This is a genomic window from Alloscardovia omnicolens DSM 21503 (assembly GCF_000420505.1).
Taxonomy (GTDB): domain Bacteria; phylum Actinomycetota; class Actinomycetes; order Actinomycetales; family Bifidobacteriaceae; genus Alloscardovia; species Alloscardovia omnicolens.
In genome coordinates, this window is record NZ_ATVB01000023.1 from 1 (window position 1) to 17,070 (window position 17,070).

Here is a 17,070-nt window from a genome sequence, read left to right on the forward strand (position 1 = left end):
GGGTTTTCGTGGGGTTTTGGTTGTGGTTGGGCTTATCTGGTTATTATTGCGGTGTGTAGGAGTCCTGGGGTGGTTCGTGAAGCGTGACTTGGTAGAGCGTTCCATGATTCGCGAGTGTTCTAATCATGTTCACAGGGGTAAAATGCAGCGTGAAACATGCTTCACTCTAGTACTCCATAGTTCACGCATATGGTTAAGCGTATAACCCAAGACGCGAAACATGACTTGCTCTAGCAGTCCACGATTCACGCACAGCACGAAGACTGAAAACACTCTTAACGATGACCGCGAGCATTGTTAGCGTTCCACACTCACAACCTCCACGCACCTGCAACCTTCACAACCCCGATAAAAACCGAAGAACCAACAAAACACGAGAGACAGTTCTGCAACACCCTTCTCTCGCCCCCCATACCCACATTCAAAGAACCCATGTGGCAGTTGCATAACGAAAAGCCCGTAGTCTGAAGACTACGGGCTAAACGCATATGTAATAGCTAATCAAGCTTATTCTGCAGCTGGAGCTTCAGCTGCAGCGTCTGCACCTTCTGCTGCTTCTTCGCCGTCACCTTCTGGAACAGAAACGGTTACAACTGGCTCTTCCAAATCATCCATAGCCAGCTCAGTACCTTCAGGAAGAACAACGTCCTTTACGAGAACCTTGTCGCCATCCATCAAACCTTCAACAGAAACAACAATGCGCTCTGGCAGGTTAGCAACATCTGCCTTAATAGACATTTCCTGAATATCTACGAACGCAACTGCAGCACCCTTTGGAGTACCTTCAGCGAATACTGGAACGTTAACAACGATCTTTTCGCCAGCCTTTACTTCGTAGAAATCAACGTGCTCAACAGTACGCTTCACTGGGTTGCGCTGAACGTCCTTAACAACTGCAGTCTTGGTCTCGTTGCCGAACTTCAACTCAAACAAAGCGTTGGTGTGACGCAATGCCAAAGTTGTTTCCTTTGCAGGAAGTTGCAAGAAGGATGGTTCCTCGCCACCTGCGTAGATGGTTGCAGGAATGAGGTTAGCAACGCGCATACGACGAGCTGCACCCTTACCAAATTCAGTACGTACGTCACCAGTTAAAGTGATATCTGCCATAATATTTCTCCTTGTAATATCTGGCTTTGGGACACTCGAAAACCAGCAGGAGAAAAGCATAAAGATTTTCTCTGATGGGCCAAGTCGATTACGGGACTACTCCCCTCGCCAAAGCAACTTTTCTAAGATAGCATATGGGGCAGAAAACGTATAGTCCTATTCACAGGCTACGCCATCCTTATCGCGATCTAGTTTCGAGCTGTATCCTGGCTGTCCCTGATACAGCGGCGCAGCACCAGCTGCTCGCACTGCTGCGCAGTTCGGATAATAAGTGTTAGCAGCTTGTTGCTGTTGCTGCTGTTGAGCTTGCGCGGCGGCCTGGGCCGCAGCTGCTGCTTGAGCTGCCGCCTGAGCATCTTGCTGCTTCTTATACTCGATGTTTGAATTCACGTCATTTACTGCCTGATTAACTTCTGTCACCGCAGCATTAATCTGTTCCGGAGTGGCTGATTCAGAGTTCATAACTGATTGCAAATTATCGACTTTCTGTCGCAATGTATTACGGTATTGTTCATTCTCCATTCGACCTGCCGAAGAATCAAATGTTGAGTTTCCTTGCTCTACAACTCCTTGAGCTGCTTGTTTAGCTTCGTCTACCAGTTTTTGTTTCTGGCTAGATTCAACTTTTGTGATTGCTTCAGCCAGCGCAGATGTCTCCTTAACAATCTTTTGTGCGTGACTAGTAGAAGTTAGCTTTTGCTTAAGAATTTTATCTAGCGAATCAATCTTTTCTTTCAAAACCTTGCGCGTGGATTCATCAGCAACTTTGCCTTCAGAGCTTTCATAGAGTTTCTGAGCAACACTTAGTTTTGCTGTCGCTTCTTTTTTAGCTTCATCTATTGTTTTCTCATATTGTGACGAGTCTGTCTCTTTATCTAAAGAATTGGCATCTGTGCTGGAGCACGCCTGAAGAGGGATAAAGAACAAGAGAATGAGTAAACATATGCATTTTCGTACTAGGAACTTCTTTGTCTTATTCGTACTTTTAATCATTTTTTCTCTCTTAATAACTCAGTTGAGGGATATCGTAGCCAAAATTTTGGGGGAGAGAGAACTATTCCCCCTCCCCGATTACTTAAAGCGATGTCTAGTCAGCGATTAACTCTTTGACTGCCGCAATAATGGATTGCAGCTGAGCCTTTGCGTCGCCGAACAGCATCTGTGTGTGCGGATCGAAATACAGTTCGTTTTCGATGCCTGCATAACCGCGGCCGCGACCGCGCTTAATAACGACGGTGCTTTGCGACTTATCCACGTCCAAAATAGGCATACCGGATACTGCTGTACCAGGTTTGCGCGCGGCAGGATTAGTCACATCGTTCGCGCCAACCACGAGAGATACAGAGGTTGATGGGAACTGCGGATTAATATCGTCCAAATCGATGAGCTGCTCGTATGGCACGTTAGCTTCTGCTAAGAGCACATTCATATGGCCAGGCATACGACCCGCGACCGGATGGATAGCATAGGATACTTCGATACCGCGTTCCTCGAGAAGCTGACCGAGATCTGCCAGTTCGCGCTGAGCCTGAGCCTGAGCCAGACCGAAGCCAGGAACGAAGACCACCTTATCCGCGTAAACAAGCTGAACAGCAACATCATCAGCAGTTGTTTCTCGCATGGTACCTTCTGGACCATCGCCTGCAGCGCCTGCAGCGCCTGTATCACCAAAGCCGCCGAGCAGAACGGATGACAGCGGGCGGTTCATCGCCTTAGCCATCAAAATAGACAGCGTTACACCTGCGGAACCAACCAAAGCACCTGCAACAATCAAAGCAACGTTATCGATTGCCAAACCGCTCATAGCTACAGCTGTACCAGTGCAGGCGTTGAGAACGGAAATAACAACCGGCATATCTGCACCACCAATAGGCAGAACGAACAGAACACCATAAACGCAGGCAACAACTACAGTTACGATGCTCCACAGAACGCGCTGCTGTGGATGAATGCACAGCATAACGAAGGATGCGAGTGTACCGATAATCAAAATAACGTTAATCAGGTTCTGACCAGGCAAAGCAATTGGCTTGCCAGGAATAACGCCCTGCAGTTTACCAGCAGCAATAAGCGAACCAGTAAAAGTAACAGCACCAATAATCACACCAAGGCCTGCAGTAATAAGCAGAACAAGGGTAAGCCCAGATACATTCGCAGTCAAAATATCGTTGAGAGCAACGAGGGCTGCAGCTCCACCGCCCACAGTGTTAAACACAGAAACAAGCTGAGGCATATCGGTTATCTGAACCTTCACAGCGGACCAGACGCCTGCGATCGTACCCAATGCGATACCAGCGATAAGAACGTAGACGGCAGTCATGTCTGCGATCTTAGTGGCAAACATGTGCACGAAAGCCATAACTACTGCCACAACCATACCGGCTGCAGACACGAAGTTACCCTTACGTGCGGTTTTTGGAGAGTTCATGTAGTGCAAGCCCATAACGAACAGGACGGCGGAGAACACATACACGAACCAGGTAATAATATCCAAAGTGGAAGTAGTCATGCTTTATTCACCGTCCTTCTTGTCGTCCTTGTTCTCATCCTTCTTCGAGGACTTAAACATTTCGAGCATGCGATCGGTAACTACATAACCGCCCACAACGTTCATCGTGCCCAGCACTGCTGCGAGGAAGATGAAAACATAAGCCAACGGCGTGTGTGCGTGAGCTGCCACAATAACAACACCCACAATAATGATGCCGTGAATAGAATTAGCGCCAGACATTAAAGGAGTGTGCAAAGTTGCTGGCACTTTACCAATAACTTCCACGCCAATAAGCAAGGCCAGAACAAAAAGCGTAATAGCAATAACCAAACTTGGCATTTACTTATCCCCTCCTGCAACAACCATGGCTGCATCAATCTCATCGTTCATATCAACCGTCAAAGCAGCTGGAGCGCCTTCTTCTGCTTCGCGCACGAAGTGAACCAGCGTATCTGCCAAGTTGCGCGCAATCTGCTGAGACGCGGTAACTGGAACACCGCTAGCCAAATCAGGATCACCAATAATAGTGACTCCAGATTCGGTAATAACGCGCTCGCGAGCAACAGAGCCTTCTACATTGCCGCCAAACTCGCTGGCAGCGCAGTCAACGATAACAGCACCACGCTTGAGTCCATTCACACCTGCAGAAGTGAGGAGCATTGGTGGTTTGCGTCCAGGAACCTGAGCTGTGGTAATAATAACATCGAAATCTGCTGCCTTCCTATCAACTGCAGCTTGCTGAGCTGCGCGTTCTTCAGCAGTCAGCTCTCGAGCATAACCGCCGTCGCCCTGCCCCTTGGTTAAATCAACATCGAGGTCGAGGAACTTAGCACCCAAAGACTCCACTTCGCTCTTCGCTGCTGGGCGTACATCGTATGCCGTAACAACTGCTCCTAAACGCTTGGCAGTACCAATTGCCTGCAATCCCGCAATACCAGCACCCAAAACCAAAACCTTAGCTGGACGAATTGTTCCTGCAGCAGTGGTCATCATTGGGAAGAACGAGCCGTACGCATCGGCAGCTTTAAGCACTGCCTTGTAGCCAGTAACAGAATTCTGTGAGGTCATCTCGTCCATGGACTGTGCGGACGAGAGTTGACGAGGCAAACGCTCCATAGCTACAGCGGTGAGTCCGCGCTGCTTGAGCGAGTCTACATATGCTTCGTCAGTAAACGACTGCAAAGCGCCAATAACCCAGGTTCCAGGCTTAATGCTTGCCAGTGTGTCTTCGGATGGGCGGCCTACGAAACCGAGCACATCGCTGCTGGCAATAACTTCGTCGCGTGTAGCAACGCGTGCTCCAGCCTTTTCGAAATCAGCATCGGTAAAGTGAGCGTCGAGGCCCACACCTTGTTCAACAACGCAAACAACACCGCTGCGCTTAAGGCGGGTGACGATATCTGGCGTAATACCAGTTCGCTTCTCCACCTCAGTGCGCTCGGAGAGCACACCATAGGTAACAACAATTTCTTTGTCTGCCACGAGTCCTCCTCAACTCATGTTTCTCTCATGCTTGGCATGCTTGCTTGCGGTACATGCGGTGTATGCAGTACGTGCGCACAGTGCGGTACGCACCTGCGGTATATGCAGTTCATACGTGCGGCACGTACATGGCTGCACGGTTAGTGCCGCATGTTCAGTGCGAGTGCCCATTACATGTAGTACGGGCAGTGCGGTACGCGCAGTGCGAGCGCCAAGCTTCTGTCTTACATGTGTTAGTCTATCGGTTCAGTGTTACTAAATGTGACGTATGCAACTCAAAGTCCACGCATTGAACAGTTTGTGCGAAAATGTGCGGTTTTCTCGTGGCCTTTCTCTCACGTTGTGAGCAACGGTCTTTTCTTCAATGCTGTCTAGCTGCCCGCGTTCTCTAATGCTGTTTCATAGGTCGCGTTCTCGCACGTCGGGTTACACAGCAGCACCCACACTATCTGTTCATGCCTGTCTAGTGCTTGCTTCTATCCCTATCCGTTCCTGCTCAGTCCTCCTGCCTGTGCACGCTTTCTACCCCGCTATCTATTCATGCCCGTTCCTCTCTATCTCTTCCCTATCGGCTCCCTATGCACTCTCTATGCCCGTTCCTCTCTGGCACTTCCCTATATCTTTCCTGTCGCCTCCCTATCCCCCTCTATGCCCTTCTCTTTTCACTCCACGCCCACCTATCCACTCCACGCCGTAAAATATGGGAGTTGTATATGGCGTATTCAATAAAGCGAATACATGCCCACACTTACAGAGGCGATTGCAGAGAGGTAGCTCATGAGCGTTCTGAACACAGTATCCGCAGCATTTAATCGAACAGTGGAAAGCGTAAAATCCACTGTGAAATCCGTTGCTTCTCCATCGGACTCCGACCAATTCGTGACTTTCGGTGCACCGACTGCCTTTGATAAATCTGCTTTTGGTGATCCTCGCATTATGAACTGGTCGTCTCCAGAATTTCCTACAACAACCTATATCGACCCTGAATCTGGCTTGCTGACCACTTCTACAGAAGGTGTGCGCGAAACTCCAGAGAATATGTCTGTGTATCACTTATATGAACAGCGTGCACACGATATGGGTAACGAGGTTATGTACACCTTTAAGGTCAACGGTGAATGGGTTGACCGTACTGCTAACCAAGTTTTAGCAGATATTCGTAATGCTGCTAAAGGTTTGCTCAAGCGTGGTTTGAAGAAGGGCGATGCTGTTGCTTTTATGTGTCAAACCAGCTATGAGTGGGATATTTTTGATGCCGCTGTTTTAGCTGTGGGCGGTGTGCTCGCTACGATTTATGACACTGATTCGGCTGAACAAATCCGCACTATCGTCAATAATTCAGACGCTGTGCTGCTCATGACCCAGACAAAGGATATGTACAAGAAGGCTGAGGGCGCAATGAACGACTGCCCTACCCTCAAGTACATTAGCTGCATCGAAAACGGTGCTCTCGAAGAGCTGCAGGCATATGGTCATTCCATTTCCGATGAGGAGCTGGACGAACGCATCGCCTCTATTCATAAAGACGATTTGTGCTCCATCGTTTATACCTCTGGCTCTACGTCCGCTCCTAAGGGCGTGGAAATGACGCACGCCAATTATCTTGCTTTTGCTCTGAATCTGCGTGCTTTCATTCCAGATTTATTAGAGAACGATACTCATACTGTGCTTCTCTTCCTGCCACAGGCGCATAGTTTCGCTCGTGCTATTAACTACGGTGTGGTAAATTCACGCATTCGCATTTATATTGCCACCGGCATTAAGACCTTGTTGCAAGATTTAGCTGTAGCTCGTCCAACAGTTATGATTGCTGTTCCTCGTGTTTTCGAAAAGGTCTACAACGCTGCCTCTCAGAAGGCAGGCCGCGGCGTTAAGGGACACGTATTTAACGCCGCAGCTAACGCTGCGCGTGACTACATGAATCAGATTTCTGAATCTGGTCATGCTAGTGCTTTGGCTACCGCTCGTCGTGCCAGCTTCGACCCAATTGTCTACTCTTCCCTGCGTCAGGCTTTGGGCGGTCGCGCTAAGTGGCTGGTGTGCGGCGGTGCGCCTTTGGATCCGCAATTACTCTCCTTCTTCCGTGGTGCTGGTCTTCCAGTTTATGAAGGCTACGGTATGACTGAAACTACTGCTCCATGTGCTTTCACTCCGTTAAGCGTTCCGTTCCACGCTGGTTCTGTGGGTATTGCTTTCCCAGGCTTCACTCTTCGTTTAGCTGAAGACGGCGAGATTCAAGTGAAGGGTGCTGGCTGCTTTAAGGCTTACCATAAGAATGAGGAAGCTACTGCTTCTTCCTTTACTGAGGATGGATGGATTGCGTCAGGCGATTTAGGCGCTTTAACTCCTGATGGTTTGCTGTACATTACCGGACGTAAGAAAGATTTGATTATTACTGCAGGTGGTAAGAACGTTTCTCCTACACCTATTGAAGCCTCTATTAAGCGTTGCGGCATTGTTTCGCAGGCTTTGGTTTTGGGAGATAAACGTCCGTTTATTTCTGCACTGATTACTTTAGATGAAGAAGCAACACGTGTATGGATGGCTCAGGAAGGGCTTGATACTTCTTTGACGATGGAAGAGATTGCCAATAATGCGGCTGTGCGCGGTGAAATTCAAAAATATGTGGACGAGGCAAATGAAGGCGTTTCGCGCGCTGAATCTGTACGTAAGTTTATTGTTTTGCCAGAAGACTTTACACAGGATAATGGTTTGCTTACTGCTTCAATGAAAGTGATTCGTCCGAAGGTTTTGGCTCATTATCAAAATCTTCTTGATACGCAGATGTATAAGCCTCGCAAGAAGTAACTGCCAGCTATAAAATTGATAACTCCCGTTTCTTGTTCAATATAAATTGTTCGAGGAACGGGAGATTTATATGTACTGGATGTGTGTGGAAGAAACACAATTGTAAACATATCGATAGTTCCCAAGACAAGTTGAAGGCAATGGATTCAATAGATTGTAGCTCGATTTTGTAGGTAGCAGGTGCGTGGAGGTTGTGAGCGTAGAACGCTTGCAACGCTGACGTCTATTTTTAAGGTTTTATCAGCTCTCATGCGTTCCTGAAAGTTGCTAGCGCTTAGCGCTATCAACGCTGGTGTCCGATTTTGAGCTTAAATGTGTGCTCTCAGCTTCGTGGAAGTTGTGAGCGTGACTCGCTGACAATGTGTACGCTCGAAAAACGTTCTCAATTCTCGCTCATGAGTACGTAGAAGTTGTTAGCGTCAAGCTCTAACAACGTTCGCGTTCACTTTTAAGGGTGGTTGAAGTCCTCATTTGTGTGTGAATCGTGAAGTGCTAGAGCAAGGCATGATTCACGCACATGGTGAAACGATACACCAAGTCACGTTTCACGAACCGCTCAAGCTCCCATCTGCGTCAAGAATAAGTGAACAAACAAAAACTCGGATACAATCCAAGAACACGATAACGCTGTTCCACAACGAACTGCCCTGTTGTATGTTATTTTGTTCATATTCACAAAAAGCGAGTACGCTACGAGGTATGCGTATATTCCAGACAGGAACAGGCGCTGGGTCTCCAGGGGGGGGGAAAAAAATGAAAAGAAAAAATTGGCAAGGTCTAGAATACGTTATGCTAGGTCAGCTGATTGTAGGAGCATGTCTACAGGTTTATCTCGTCATAAGCTCTTCCCATTTACCATGGTCATATTTATTAGCTGGTTTCCTTCTCACAGTAGGAACCTTGGTACTCTTCTTGGTCTTGGAATGAGTCATGGTTTTAATAAAATAATTACCTACATATTAGCTGGTCTAGCTGCAATAATCGTGTGTATTGTGTGCATATTATAATGCATTAATTTAATTGTGGTGGTTCACTCTTAAGAATGAACCACCACAACTTTATTGGTATAGTAACTCAGTTGCTTACTTTTCAAATGGATAAGTCATTCCCCACTCGCCCCGAATCTGATCCATGATATTCACCATGCGCAAACTCTCAGCATGTGGCATCGCTTCCGGTTCAATCTCTGCGCGACCAATAGCCTCAATCACAGCGGCAACCTCATACTCAAAACCAGTGAGTTGCTCCGGAATTTCAGGATGATCAAGCACCTCATAAGCCTTGTTCATCACCACAATATCTGAAGGATTATTCACGTTCTCCACGCGAATAATTCCCTTCGTTCCACGAATAAAACCGCAGCGGTCTCCTACCTCCCAGTAAGAAGAAGTCATATCGGCCATCGCCTTATTATCAAACCATAAAGTAGTCTGTGAGACCTCATCCATACCTTGATCCGATAAACGTGCCGAAGTAACCAATTTCTCTACCTGTGCAGGCATAAACATGCTAATGAAGTTCAACGGATAAATACCAACGTCAAGCAAAGCACCGCCAGCCAATTCAGGATTCGTTATGCGTTCTTTCGTCATCATCGGATACGAAAGATTTGCACTCATCGAGGTAATATCACCAATAACACCAGAATCAAGAATATTCTGAATAATACCACGCGAAGGCACATAACGAGTCCAAATAGCCTCAGCACAGGTCAGCCCTGTCTCTTGTGACTTAGCAATCACTTCATGTGCTTCACGAGTATTCACAGTAAAAGGCTTCTCAATCAGCACATGCTTACCAGCGTCCATACATGTAATAGCTTGCTCAGCATGGAAACGGTGAGGTGTGGCGATATAAACTACGTCTACGTCTGCATCGGCAAGCATCTCACTGTACGAACCGTAGGCAACTTCGACGCCGTATTCATCTGCAAAAGCCTGCGCACGTTCGAGTGAGTCGCGCGTAGCCACTGCATACAGTTTTACGCGGCCGGACCATCGGTCATCTTTTTCCATCATCTTTACAGTTGTAGCCATTTTTGTAGCGATCTTACCCGCACCTAAAATAGCGATATTCGTTGTGAACGTCACTGTCCTATCCTCTCGGTAGTACTGTACTTTCTTACGGCGCTAAACGTCTCCTCAAGGCGTCCCCTCAAAAAACCTAAAATCTAAAATGCAAACTAACCGTTAAAGCCCAAACGCTCCAACTTCTTCGGATCGCTCTGCCAGTCTTTCGCAATCTTCACATGCAAAGTTAACGTGGACTTCATACCCACAATACGGTTAATCGGCGTGCGCAGTTTTTTCTTCACACGCACAAGGTTTTCCGCGCCCTTGCCTAAAATAATCGGTTTCTGGCTGCTGCGTTCAATATAAATCGAAGCATATACCTGAGCACGACCGTCTCCATCAGAATCATCGTTATCAGCAGGATACACAATATCGTCCACAGTTACAGCCAAAGAATGAGGAAGCTCATCGTCTAACTGTTCAAGGAAAACGCCACGGATAAGCTCAGCAATAGTATCCTGTGCAGTTTCCTCACTCTTCTGCTCAGTTGGATACATTTGCGGACCTTCCGGCATCTGCTGAGCAAAAACAGCACGAACCTCATCCACATTGTCATATTCGCGAGCAGACACAGGCACGATCTCGGTGAAGTTTCCGAACTGATCCATGCCAATAAGCTTTTCCACTAATTCGGAACGGTTCAAGCCGTCAATCTTGGTCAGCACGCCAATGACTGGCTTCGTCCATTGCCACTGACCGTTCTCATCTTTGCGCGAGAATACTGAGCGCAGGCGCGATAGAATGCGCTTATCTCCCGAACCAATCTCCTGATCTGCAGGAAGCAAGAAAGCAATTGCATCAGCATCTGAGAGTGACTCATCAACCATATCATTCAAACGCTGCCCCAACAAAGTGCGCGGACGGTGAATACCCGGCGTATCCACCAGCACAATCTGATACTCATCTGTGGTGAGGATTGCGCGAATAACTTTACGTGTCGTTTCAGGACGCGATGAGGTAATAGCAATCTGAGTTCCCATAAGAGCATTAATCAACGTAGATTTGCCCACATTTGGACGGCCTACAACAGCAATAAAACCGGAACGGTACTCAGATTCACTCATCTCTTATCCTTCACATAGTTTGCGCCTAGTTTTGTGCCATGCAACGCTTAGTTTGCGCTATGTGCAGTTAGTTTGCGCCGTGAAGCGCTTCGTGCACTTTTACTGCAGTTCTAATTCCTGCTGCGGTTTTACTACAGTTTTACTATATTAAAACCGCACATACTCTTAAGCGTTTATGTAAACACTTTACTCTGCGCCTGTTATTTTCTTGTGTTTGTTATGTTACTTTTGCTTATATCTTACGGTTGGTTTGTTACGCTTCTTTTACTGCGCTTCTTTTGTAACGCGCTCCTGTGGCGCATTATCGTCCGAGCTTGTCTCGTTCTTTTCGATTGTATCAGCCATGGTATCCGCGATACGTTGAATTTCGATGGTTGACACCTTCTTTCTTCGCCCAGCTGAATCGATAGCTTTCAACTCCAAGCCGCGTGTTTGTGCACTTGAACCGACGATTGGGACTCTTCCTAATGCTTTAGTGAGTAAACCATAGGCTGTATCTACGTCATTTTCGTCGAGGTCAATCTCGAACAGTTCCTCAATATCGGTAATAGACGTACGCGCTGGCACACGCCACCCACCATTCGCCATGCGTTCTGGTTCGTGACGCTGCACTTTATCGTGCTCATCTTCCATCTCTCCCACAATCTGCTCGAGAGCATCTTCGATGGTGACCATACCCGCAATACCACCATATTCGTCCACAACAATAGCCACGTGCTGACGCTTTGTTTGCATGTCGTGGAAAAGATCATCCACTGGCTTGGACTCCGGAACAAGCATTGGTTCGCGCATAATCGTGTCGATTGTACGCTCTCCAGCCGCGGGATTAAATGCTGTTGCTCGCACAGCATCTTTTAAGTAGGCAATTCCCCTCAAATCATCAATAGTTTCACCTGTGACTGGCACGCGAGAAAAGCCCGATCTTGAGCAATCTTTGAGCATATCGGTGAGAGTTGTTGATTTTTCGAGAGAAAACATATCTGTTCGTGGCACCATAATTTCGCGCGTTAATGTGTCGGTAAGAATAAGCACGTTGCGCAGCATTTCAGAAATTTCCGGGTCGAACATATGTGCTTCAATCAGACGGTCGATTGTAGAACGCGCTTGCTCGTGATGGATTTGTTCGAGCTCTTCGTCATCTGAGAGAGTTGGACGTGACTGATTGCGCTCGCTACGTTCTGCAGCTACGCGCGGCATTAGATGCATAGCCCGTGCAATAAATGGTGCATAGTTAAGCAAGATTGTGACTGATTGCTGATTAGATGAGCGCGGAGAGATGAGTGCCGCAATTCCAGCGCTGATAAGGGCGAAGATTAGTCCAATAGTGATTTGCAGCCAAATACGCACGCCGAAGACGCCCGCGGCGGTGGCGATGAGCGCGCCGATGAGCACATTAGAGACGACGCGCCAAAAGGTGCAGGTGACCGCCGCACGGTGGCGATGGATGATGATGTTTTGGGCGTGGCGGATGCGCGCTAAAGTTTTCTTGCGCACAAAATCAGATTCTTCATTAGTGCGCACTTCCAAAATCAAATTATTTAAATTAGAGCGCGTCACTCGTGAAATAGCAGATTCGCTTGACGCCATAATCAGAGAAAACCATAGCAATCCCAACGAAATAACACATAAACTGACTGCAAGAATAATGGAAGTTACGCTCATTACTCGTCCTCCTGCTCAGAAAGTTCATAAGGCAAAACTTCTGTAAGAGTTCCTGGACGAGCAGCCAAGAAGGTCAATAACAGTTGACGTTGCAGACCAAACATCTCTCGCTCTTCCTCAGGAGTAGAATGATCAAATCCTGTTAAATGCAAACAACCGTGAATGGTCAGTAAGAGCAGCTCCTCAATAGTGGAATGTCCTGCACTTTGCGCTTGAACCGCCGCTACTGCCGGACACAACACAATATCGCCCAGCATTCCTTCCACGAGTTCCGTGCCGTTTCCTGGACGCAGTTCATCCATAGGGAAACTCATCACATCCGTAGGTCCCTCAAGATTCATCCATTTGAGGTGAAGCTCTTCCATGGCATCTGGTTCGTTAAAAATAATCGTTAAATCGCTATGTGTGCTCACATGCAACTGATCCATCACCCATAAACCAAGTTGTGAGAACACTTCTGGATCAATATTCCAACGACTTTCATTAAGAACATCTACGCTCATTTTGTACTTCTTGTCCTACTTATTCTGTCTTATTCTGTGTCTTGTGTTTTTGCTGTGCAGCAGTAAAGGCATCGTATGCACTCACAATACGTCCTACGAGGTTATGACGCACAACATCGTCAGAGCCGAGATGCACGAAAGCAATATCGTCAACGTCTCCCAGCACTTTTTCAATCTGTAATAATCCTGAACGATACACAGAAAAATCAACCTGTGTAACATCCCCAGTAATAACCATGCGCGTATTGAATCCCAAACGTGTTAGGAACATTTTCATCTGCTCAGGTGTGGTATTTTGTGCCTCATCTAAAATAACGTACGCGTCGTTAAGCGTTCGACCGCGCATATACGCTAAAGGAGCTACTTCAATCGTATTATCAGCAATATAGCGTTGCATACGCTCGTTTCCGAGCATATCGGACAAAGCGTCATAAAGCGGACGTAAATACGGATCGACTTTCTCATTAAGCGTGCCAGGTAAGAAACCGAGATTTTCGCCTGCTTCTACGGCTGGACGGGTCAAAATAATACGTCGTATAGCGCCGTCTTCAAACGCGCGGACTGCTTTAGCTACAGCCAGATAGGTTTTACCCGTACCGGCAGGGCCAATACCGAAAGTAATGGTATGCGATTCAATAGCATTAATATAGTCAACCTGTCCAGCTGTTTTCGGGCGGATAGGGACTCCGTGAGCCATCGTAATAACGCGAGGAATATGTTGACCGCCTATTGTTGTGCGCTGGCCAGATACAGAACTTTTTACGTTATTTTCTGTGTGCGGACGACCGATAAAGTGTGGACGTTCATCTGGGAAACGCGGAGCAGATTGCTTTATTTTGCGCTCTTTACGGTCAGCTTTCTGACTGAGTTTATTCGAAAGTAAACGCTCAACATCGTCCACACTCAGCGGGTTCGTATAAGCGGTATCAATAATATTATTGAGAAAATCTTGAGCAGCTAAAGCGTCTGCCTCAGTACGCGCAGAACTAGATACGATAGCAATAGTATTGCCACGCACTACGAAAGTAAGATCCGAATATGCTTTTTCGATAAGCCGTAATATCTGATCTTCTGGACCACATACGCTTACAGGATTAAGTTCAGCAGGAATAGTAACTGTGCGAGTAGTAGTACCTGATTGTGCCAAACTTTATTCTCCTTCTAATTTTTGACCAGTCAGCACATGAGCATGGCAGTGGAACACTGTTTGACCAGCATCTTCCCCAGAATTAAAGATCAAACGGAACTGACCGTTGTATTTTTCGTTAGCAATGCTTTGAGCTGTAGATACGATTTCAGCCAGCAAGCTTGGGTCTGCCTGAGCCACCTCGCTCACACGAGCAAAATGATTTTTAGGAACAACTAGAGCATGAACTTCTGCCTGTGGATTCAGGTCTGCGAAAGCGTATGTACGTTCGGTTTCCATAATTTTTGTGCTAGGAATTTCTCCCTGAATAATCTTGCAGAAAATGCAGTTGCTGTCGAGTGCCATTATTGCTCCTTACTTTACCCACAATGTACTGGTGTTTATTCTAGCAATATCGCACCATATTATGCGTATCGTTCCAACACACGGCTGAGCAAGGTGAGAGCTACGCTTCCTGCACTTGAAGCGCGTAAAATATTACTACCGATTACGCAGACATGAGCGCCTGCTGCAGTTAGCTGTGCTACCTCGTTGTCGCTGATGCCGCCTTCTGGTCCTACTGCAACCCAGATAGTGCATTCGGTATTCAGAGATTTGACATGTTCCTCGATGCGAGACCACGTATCTGTGGCATCTTGATGCAAAACAACCACTATATCGTCCGCTTCAGTTGCTTGTTTAGTCCACTCGACCAGCTGTTTTGTTGTTTTCATTGATTCAAGCTGCGGCAAGAGAGCTCGTCGTGACTGCTCTGTGGCGGAGACGAGAACATCTTTCCATTTACGCAATGCTTTCTCAGCCTTATTTCCCTTCCATTGCACAATAGAGCGCTGAGATTGCCATGGCATAACAGAATCAACACCGATTTCTGTAGCCATTTCAATAGCTTGTTCGTCGCGTCCTGACTTCGCTAAAGCCTGAATAAGTCCGAGCTTTACGCATGGAACTTCTATCTGGTCTATTGCCTCAATCATCACAGTTCCTGCAGCTGTGTCAGATACCCTTGCTGTAGCTACACGACCTAAGCCATCGGTTAAGCATAACTGCTCGCCTTCACCCAAGCGCATCGATTTTAATGCGTGCATGGAAATCGCGGACGGTAAGATGTACTGCTCGCCACTGTGAGTGGGAAAATCAGCAGGCTTATCGGTATCTTGACGCACAACGAACATTGGTAAAGTCATGTTAAGCCTTTCTGCGGCGTAGCGGATGTGTAAACAAGCGGGCAATATAGTGTTTCAGCGAGATCATAAGAGCTGCTATAACAATAGTAATCATGCCAACAAAATCGGCTGGATAGAAACTAGCATGGAACATTGCTACCGTAAAAACAACAGAAGCTACTGGCTCTAATGAAGCAAGCAAACTACTTTGCACAGGCCCTGTGTAGGCAGCGCCTTTGAGGAAAAGCGTGTACGCAATAATAGTACCAACGCCGATGATGCCCAGATAACCAAGAATAATTGGACCATCCCAGATAAACTTTTCTGTCCACACGTGTGAGCCAAGGGAAAATAGACCACCACCTACAAGCATAGACATGCCAATGCTGAGAAGACTACCCCACTGCTGCACAATTTTGACGGGAAGAATAATATAAGCTGTGTAGGTGAAAGAGGAGAAAATTCCCCAGAACAAACCCTTTGGGTTAATAGCCAAAGAGTTAAGCTCACCGTGCGTGGCGAGTAAATACGTGCCACTCATAGCCAGAATTACAGCCAAGATTTCGAGGAGTGCTGGCGGAATGCGGTTTTTAAAGCAGGTATATGCCAAAACGGTAACGGGTGTGAGATACTGCAGAACTGTTGCTGTTCCAGCGTTCGTGTAGTGGATGGCCTGCAAATAGGCGAATTGATTGGCAACGATACCGAAAATCGCGAACAGCAGCATGTCTTTGAGGAATGCAGGTGTTCGCATTGCTTGAACAATACTTTTCGGGTTACGCAAAGCAACGATAGCAACAAGTACTGCGCCTGCAATAACGAGGCGCAGGGAGGTTACCGCGTTTACTGAAATACCGCGTTGTAGTAAATATTGACCACTGACTCCAGAAATGCCCCACGCGATGCTAGCTGTAAGAACCATTGCGCTACCGACGATTTTTGGCGACATTGGTATCCTCCGATTTTTGTATTTTCGCTCATCCTTCGCGAACCAGCCTCAAGTATATGAGGGTGTATCTATATGTTCGAGCTATTTCTTAAATGCGGCGTTTCGCCTGATTTTTCAATGCATTTGCCCTGCTGGTAGACTCTCAGAATGTATATTCGACACGCCAATATGCATAGTCTGAAACTCTGTGGTATTCTTTCTAACTGTTGCTTAATGCACTTGCGTAAAGTACTGTCCGGGTGGCGGAATGGTAGACGCGCTAGCTTGAGGTGCTAGTGCCCATTTTATACGGGCGTGCGGGTTCAAGTCCCGCTCCGGACACAATTTCAAGGATACATTCACAATGTGTCCTTTTCTTTTTTCCCTAGTTAGTCTGGTTGATAAGCCTGATTTGGTTCTTCAGTTTTTAGCGGGGGTTGTGTAGGTTGCAGGTGCGTGGAAGTTGTGAGCGCACAACACTAACAATGCTCGCGGTCATCGTTGAGAGTGTTTTCGGTCTTCGTGCTATGCGTGAATCATGGAACGGTCTACCAAGTCACGCTTCACGAACCACCCCAGGACTCCTACACACCGCAATAATAACCAGATAAGCCCAACCACAACCAAAACCCCACGAAAACCC

14 protein-coding genes and 1 tRNA gene are annotated in these 17,070 nt (G+C 47.1%); 2 read left to right on the forward strand and 13 right to left on the reverse strand.

Going from position 1 to position 17,070, the window contains the following annotated elements:
* Positions 1-507: 507 nt before the first annotated feature.
* The 5 genes from G464_RS0107550 to G464_RS0107570 all read right to left on the reverse strand — a co-directional run bounded on the left by G464_RS0107550 (position 508) and on the right by G464_RS0107570 (position 5,080).
* Entirely contained in the window at positions 508-1,107 is a 600-nt protein-coding gene (locus tag G464_RS0107550; protein WP_021618339.1) for a 50S ribosomal protein L25/general stress protein Ctc, read from the reverse strand.
* A 156-nt stretch (positions 1,108-1,263) separates the two neighbouring features.
* Entirely contained in the window at positions 1,264-2,100 is an 837-nt protein-coding gene (locus G464_RS0107555) for an excalibur calcium-binding domain-containing protein (RefSeq protein WP_022857358.1), read from the reverse strand.
* Between the two features lie 94 nt (positions 2,101-2,194).
* Positions 2,195-3,616 (reverse strand): NAD(P)(+) transhydrogenase (Re/Si-specific) subunit beta, encoded by a 1,422-nt coding sequence (locus G464_RS0107560; RefSeq protein WP_022857359.1) that lies wholly within the window; start codon positions 3,614-3,616, stop codon positions 2,195-2,197.
* Between the two features lie 3 nt (positions 3,617-3,619).
* Complete coding sequence (locus tag G464_RS0107565) at positions 3,620-3,937, reverse strand: NAD(P) transhydrogenase subunit alpha part 2 (protein WP_021618336.1); 318 nt, start codon at positions 3,935-3,937, stop codon at positions 3,620-3,622.
* Entirely contained in the window at positions 3,938-5,080 is a 1,143-nt protein-coding gene (locus tag G464_RS0107570) for an NAD(P) transhydrogenase subunit alpha (protein WP_022857360.1), read from the reverse strand.
* 777 nt (positions 5,081-5,857) lie between these two features.
* Between G464_RS0107570 and G464_RS0107575 the strand changes: the two genes are divergently transcribed.
* A complete protein-coding gene (locus tag G464_RS0107575) occupies positions 5,858-7,888 on the forward strand; it encodes an AMP-dependent synthetase/ligase (protein WP_022857361.1) in 2,031 nt (676 codons plus the stop codon).
* A 1,082-nt stretch (positions 7,889-8,970) separates the two neighbouring features.
* Here the strand turns inward: G464_RS0107575 and G464_RS0107585 are convergent.
* The 8 genes from G464_RS0107585 to G464_RS0107620 form a co-directional block, all read right to left on the reverse strand.
* Positions 8,971-9,978: a Gfo/Idh/MocA family protein gene (locus G464_RS0107585; protein WP_022857362.1), complete on the reverse strand. Its 1,008-nt coding sequence runs from the start codon at positions 9,976-9,978 to the stop codon at positions 8,971-8,973.
* Positions 9,979-10,070: 92 nt separating this feature from the next.
* Positions 10,071-11,024, reverse strand: a complete 954-nt coding sequence (gene era, locus G464_RS0107590; protein WP_022857363.1) for a GTPase Era — start codon at positions 11,022-11,024, stop codon at positions 10,071-10,073.
* Between the two features lie 264 nt (positions 11,025-11,288).
* Complete coding sequence (locus G464_RS0107595) at positions 11,289-12,686, reverse strand: hemolysin family protein (protein ID WP_022857364.1); 1,398 nt, start codon at positions 12,684-12,686, stop codon at positions 11,289-11,291.
* On the reverse strand, positions 12,686-13,189 hold the full coding sequence (ybeY, locus tag G464_RS0107600) for an rRNA maturation RNase YbeY (protein WP_021618328.1): 504 nt from the start codon (positions 13,187-13,189) through the stop codon (positions 12,686-12,688). The genes G464_RS0107595 and ybeY overlap by 1 nt, the downstream gene beginning before the upstream one ends.
* A 19-nt stretch (positions 13,190-13,208) precedes the next feature.
* The gene (locus G464_RS0107605) at positions 13,209-14,336 is read right to left on the reverse strand and encodes a PhoH family protein (RefSeq protein WP_022857365.1); all 1,128 of its coding nucleotides are present in this window, start codon (positions 14,334-14,336) and stop codon (positions 13,209-13,211) included.
* A gap of 3 nt (positions 14,337-14,339) precedes the next feature.
* Entirely contained in the window at positions 14,340-14,681 is a 342-nt protein-coding gene (locus G464_RS0107610) for a histidine triad nucleotide-binding protein (RefSeq protein ID WP_021618326.1), read from the reverse strand.
* 59 nt (positions 14,682-14,740) lie between these two features.
* Positions 14,741-15,520: a 16S rRNA (uracil(1498)-N(3))-methyltransferase gene (locus G464_RS0107615; RefSeq protein WP_022857366.1), complete on the reverse strand. Its 780-nt coding sequence runs from the start codon at positions 15,518-15,520 to the stop codon at positions 14,741-14,743.
* A gap of 1 nt (position 15,521) precedes the next feature.
* Entirely contained in the window at positions 15,522-16,448 is a 927-nt protein-coding gene (locus tag G464_RS0107620) for a DMT family transporter (protein ID WP_022857367.1), read from the reverse strand.
* A 233-nt stretch (positions 16,449-16,681) separates the two neighbouring features.
* On the opposite strand from G464_RS0107620, the gene G464_RS0107625 reads away from it, so the two are divergent.
* Positions 16,682-16,769, forward strand: a tRNA-Leu gene (locus tag G464_RS0107625).
* Positions 16,770-17,070: the final 301 nt, after the last annotated feature.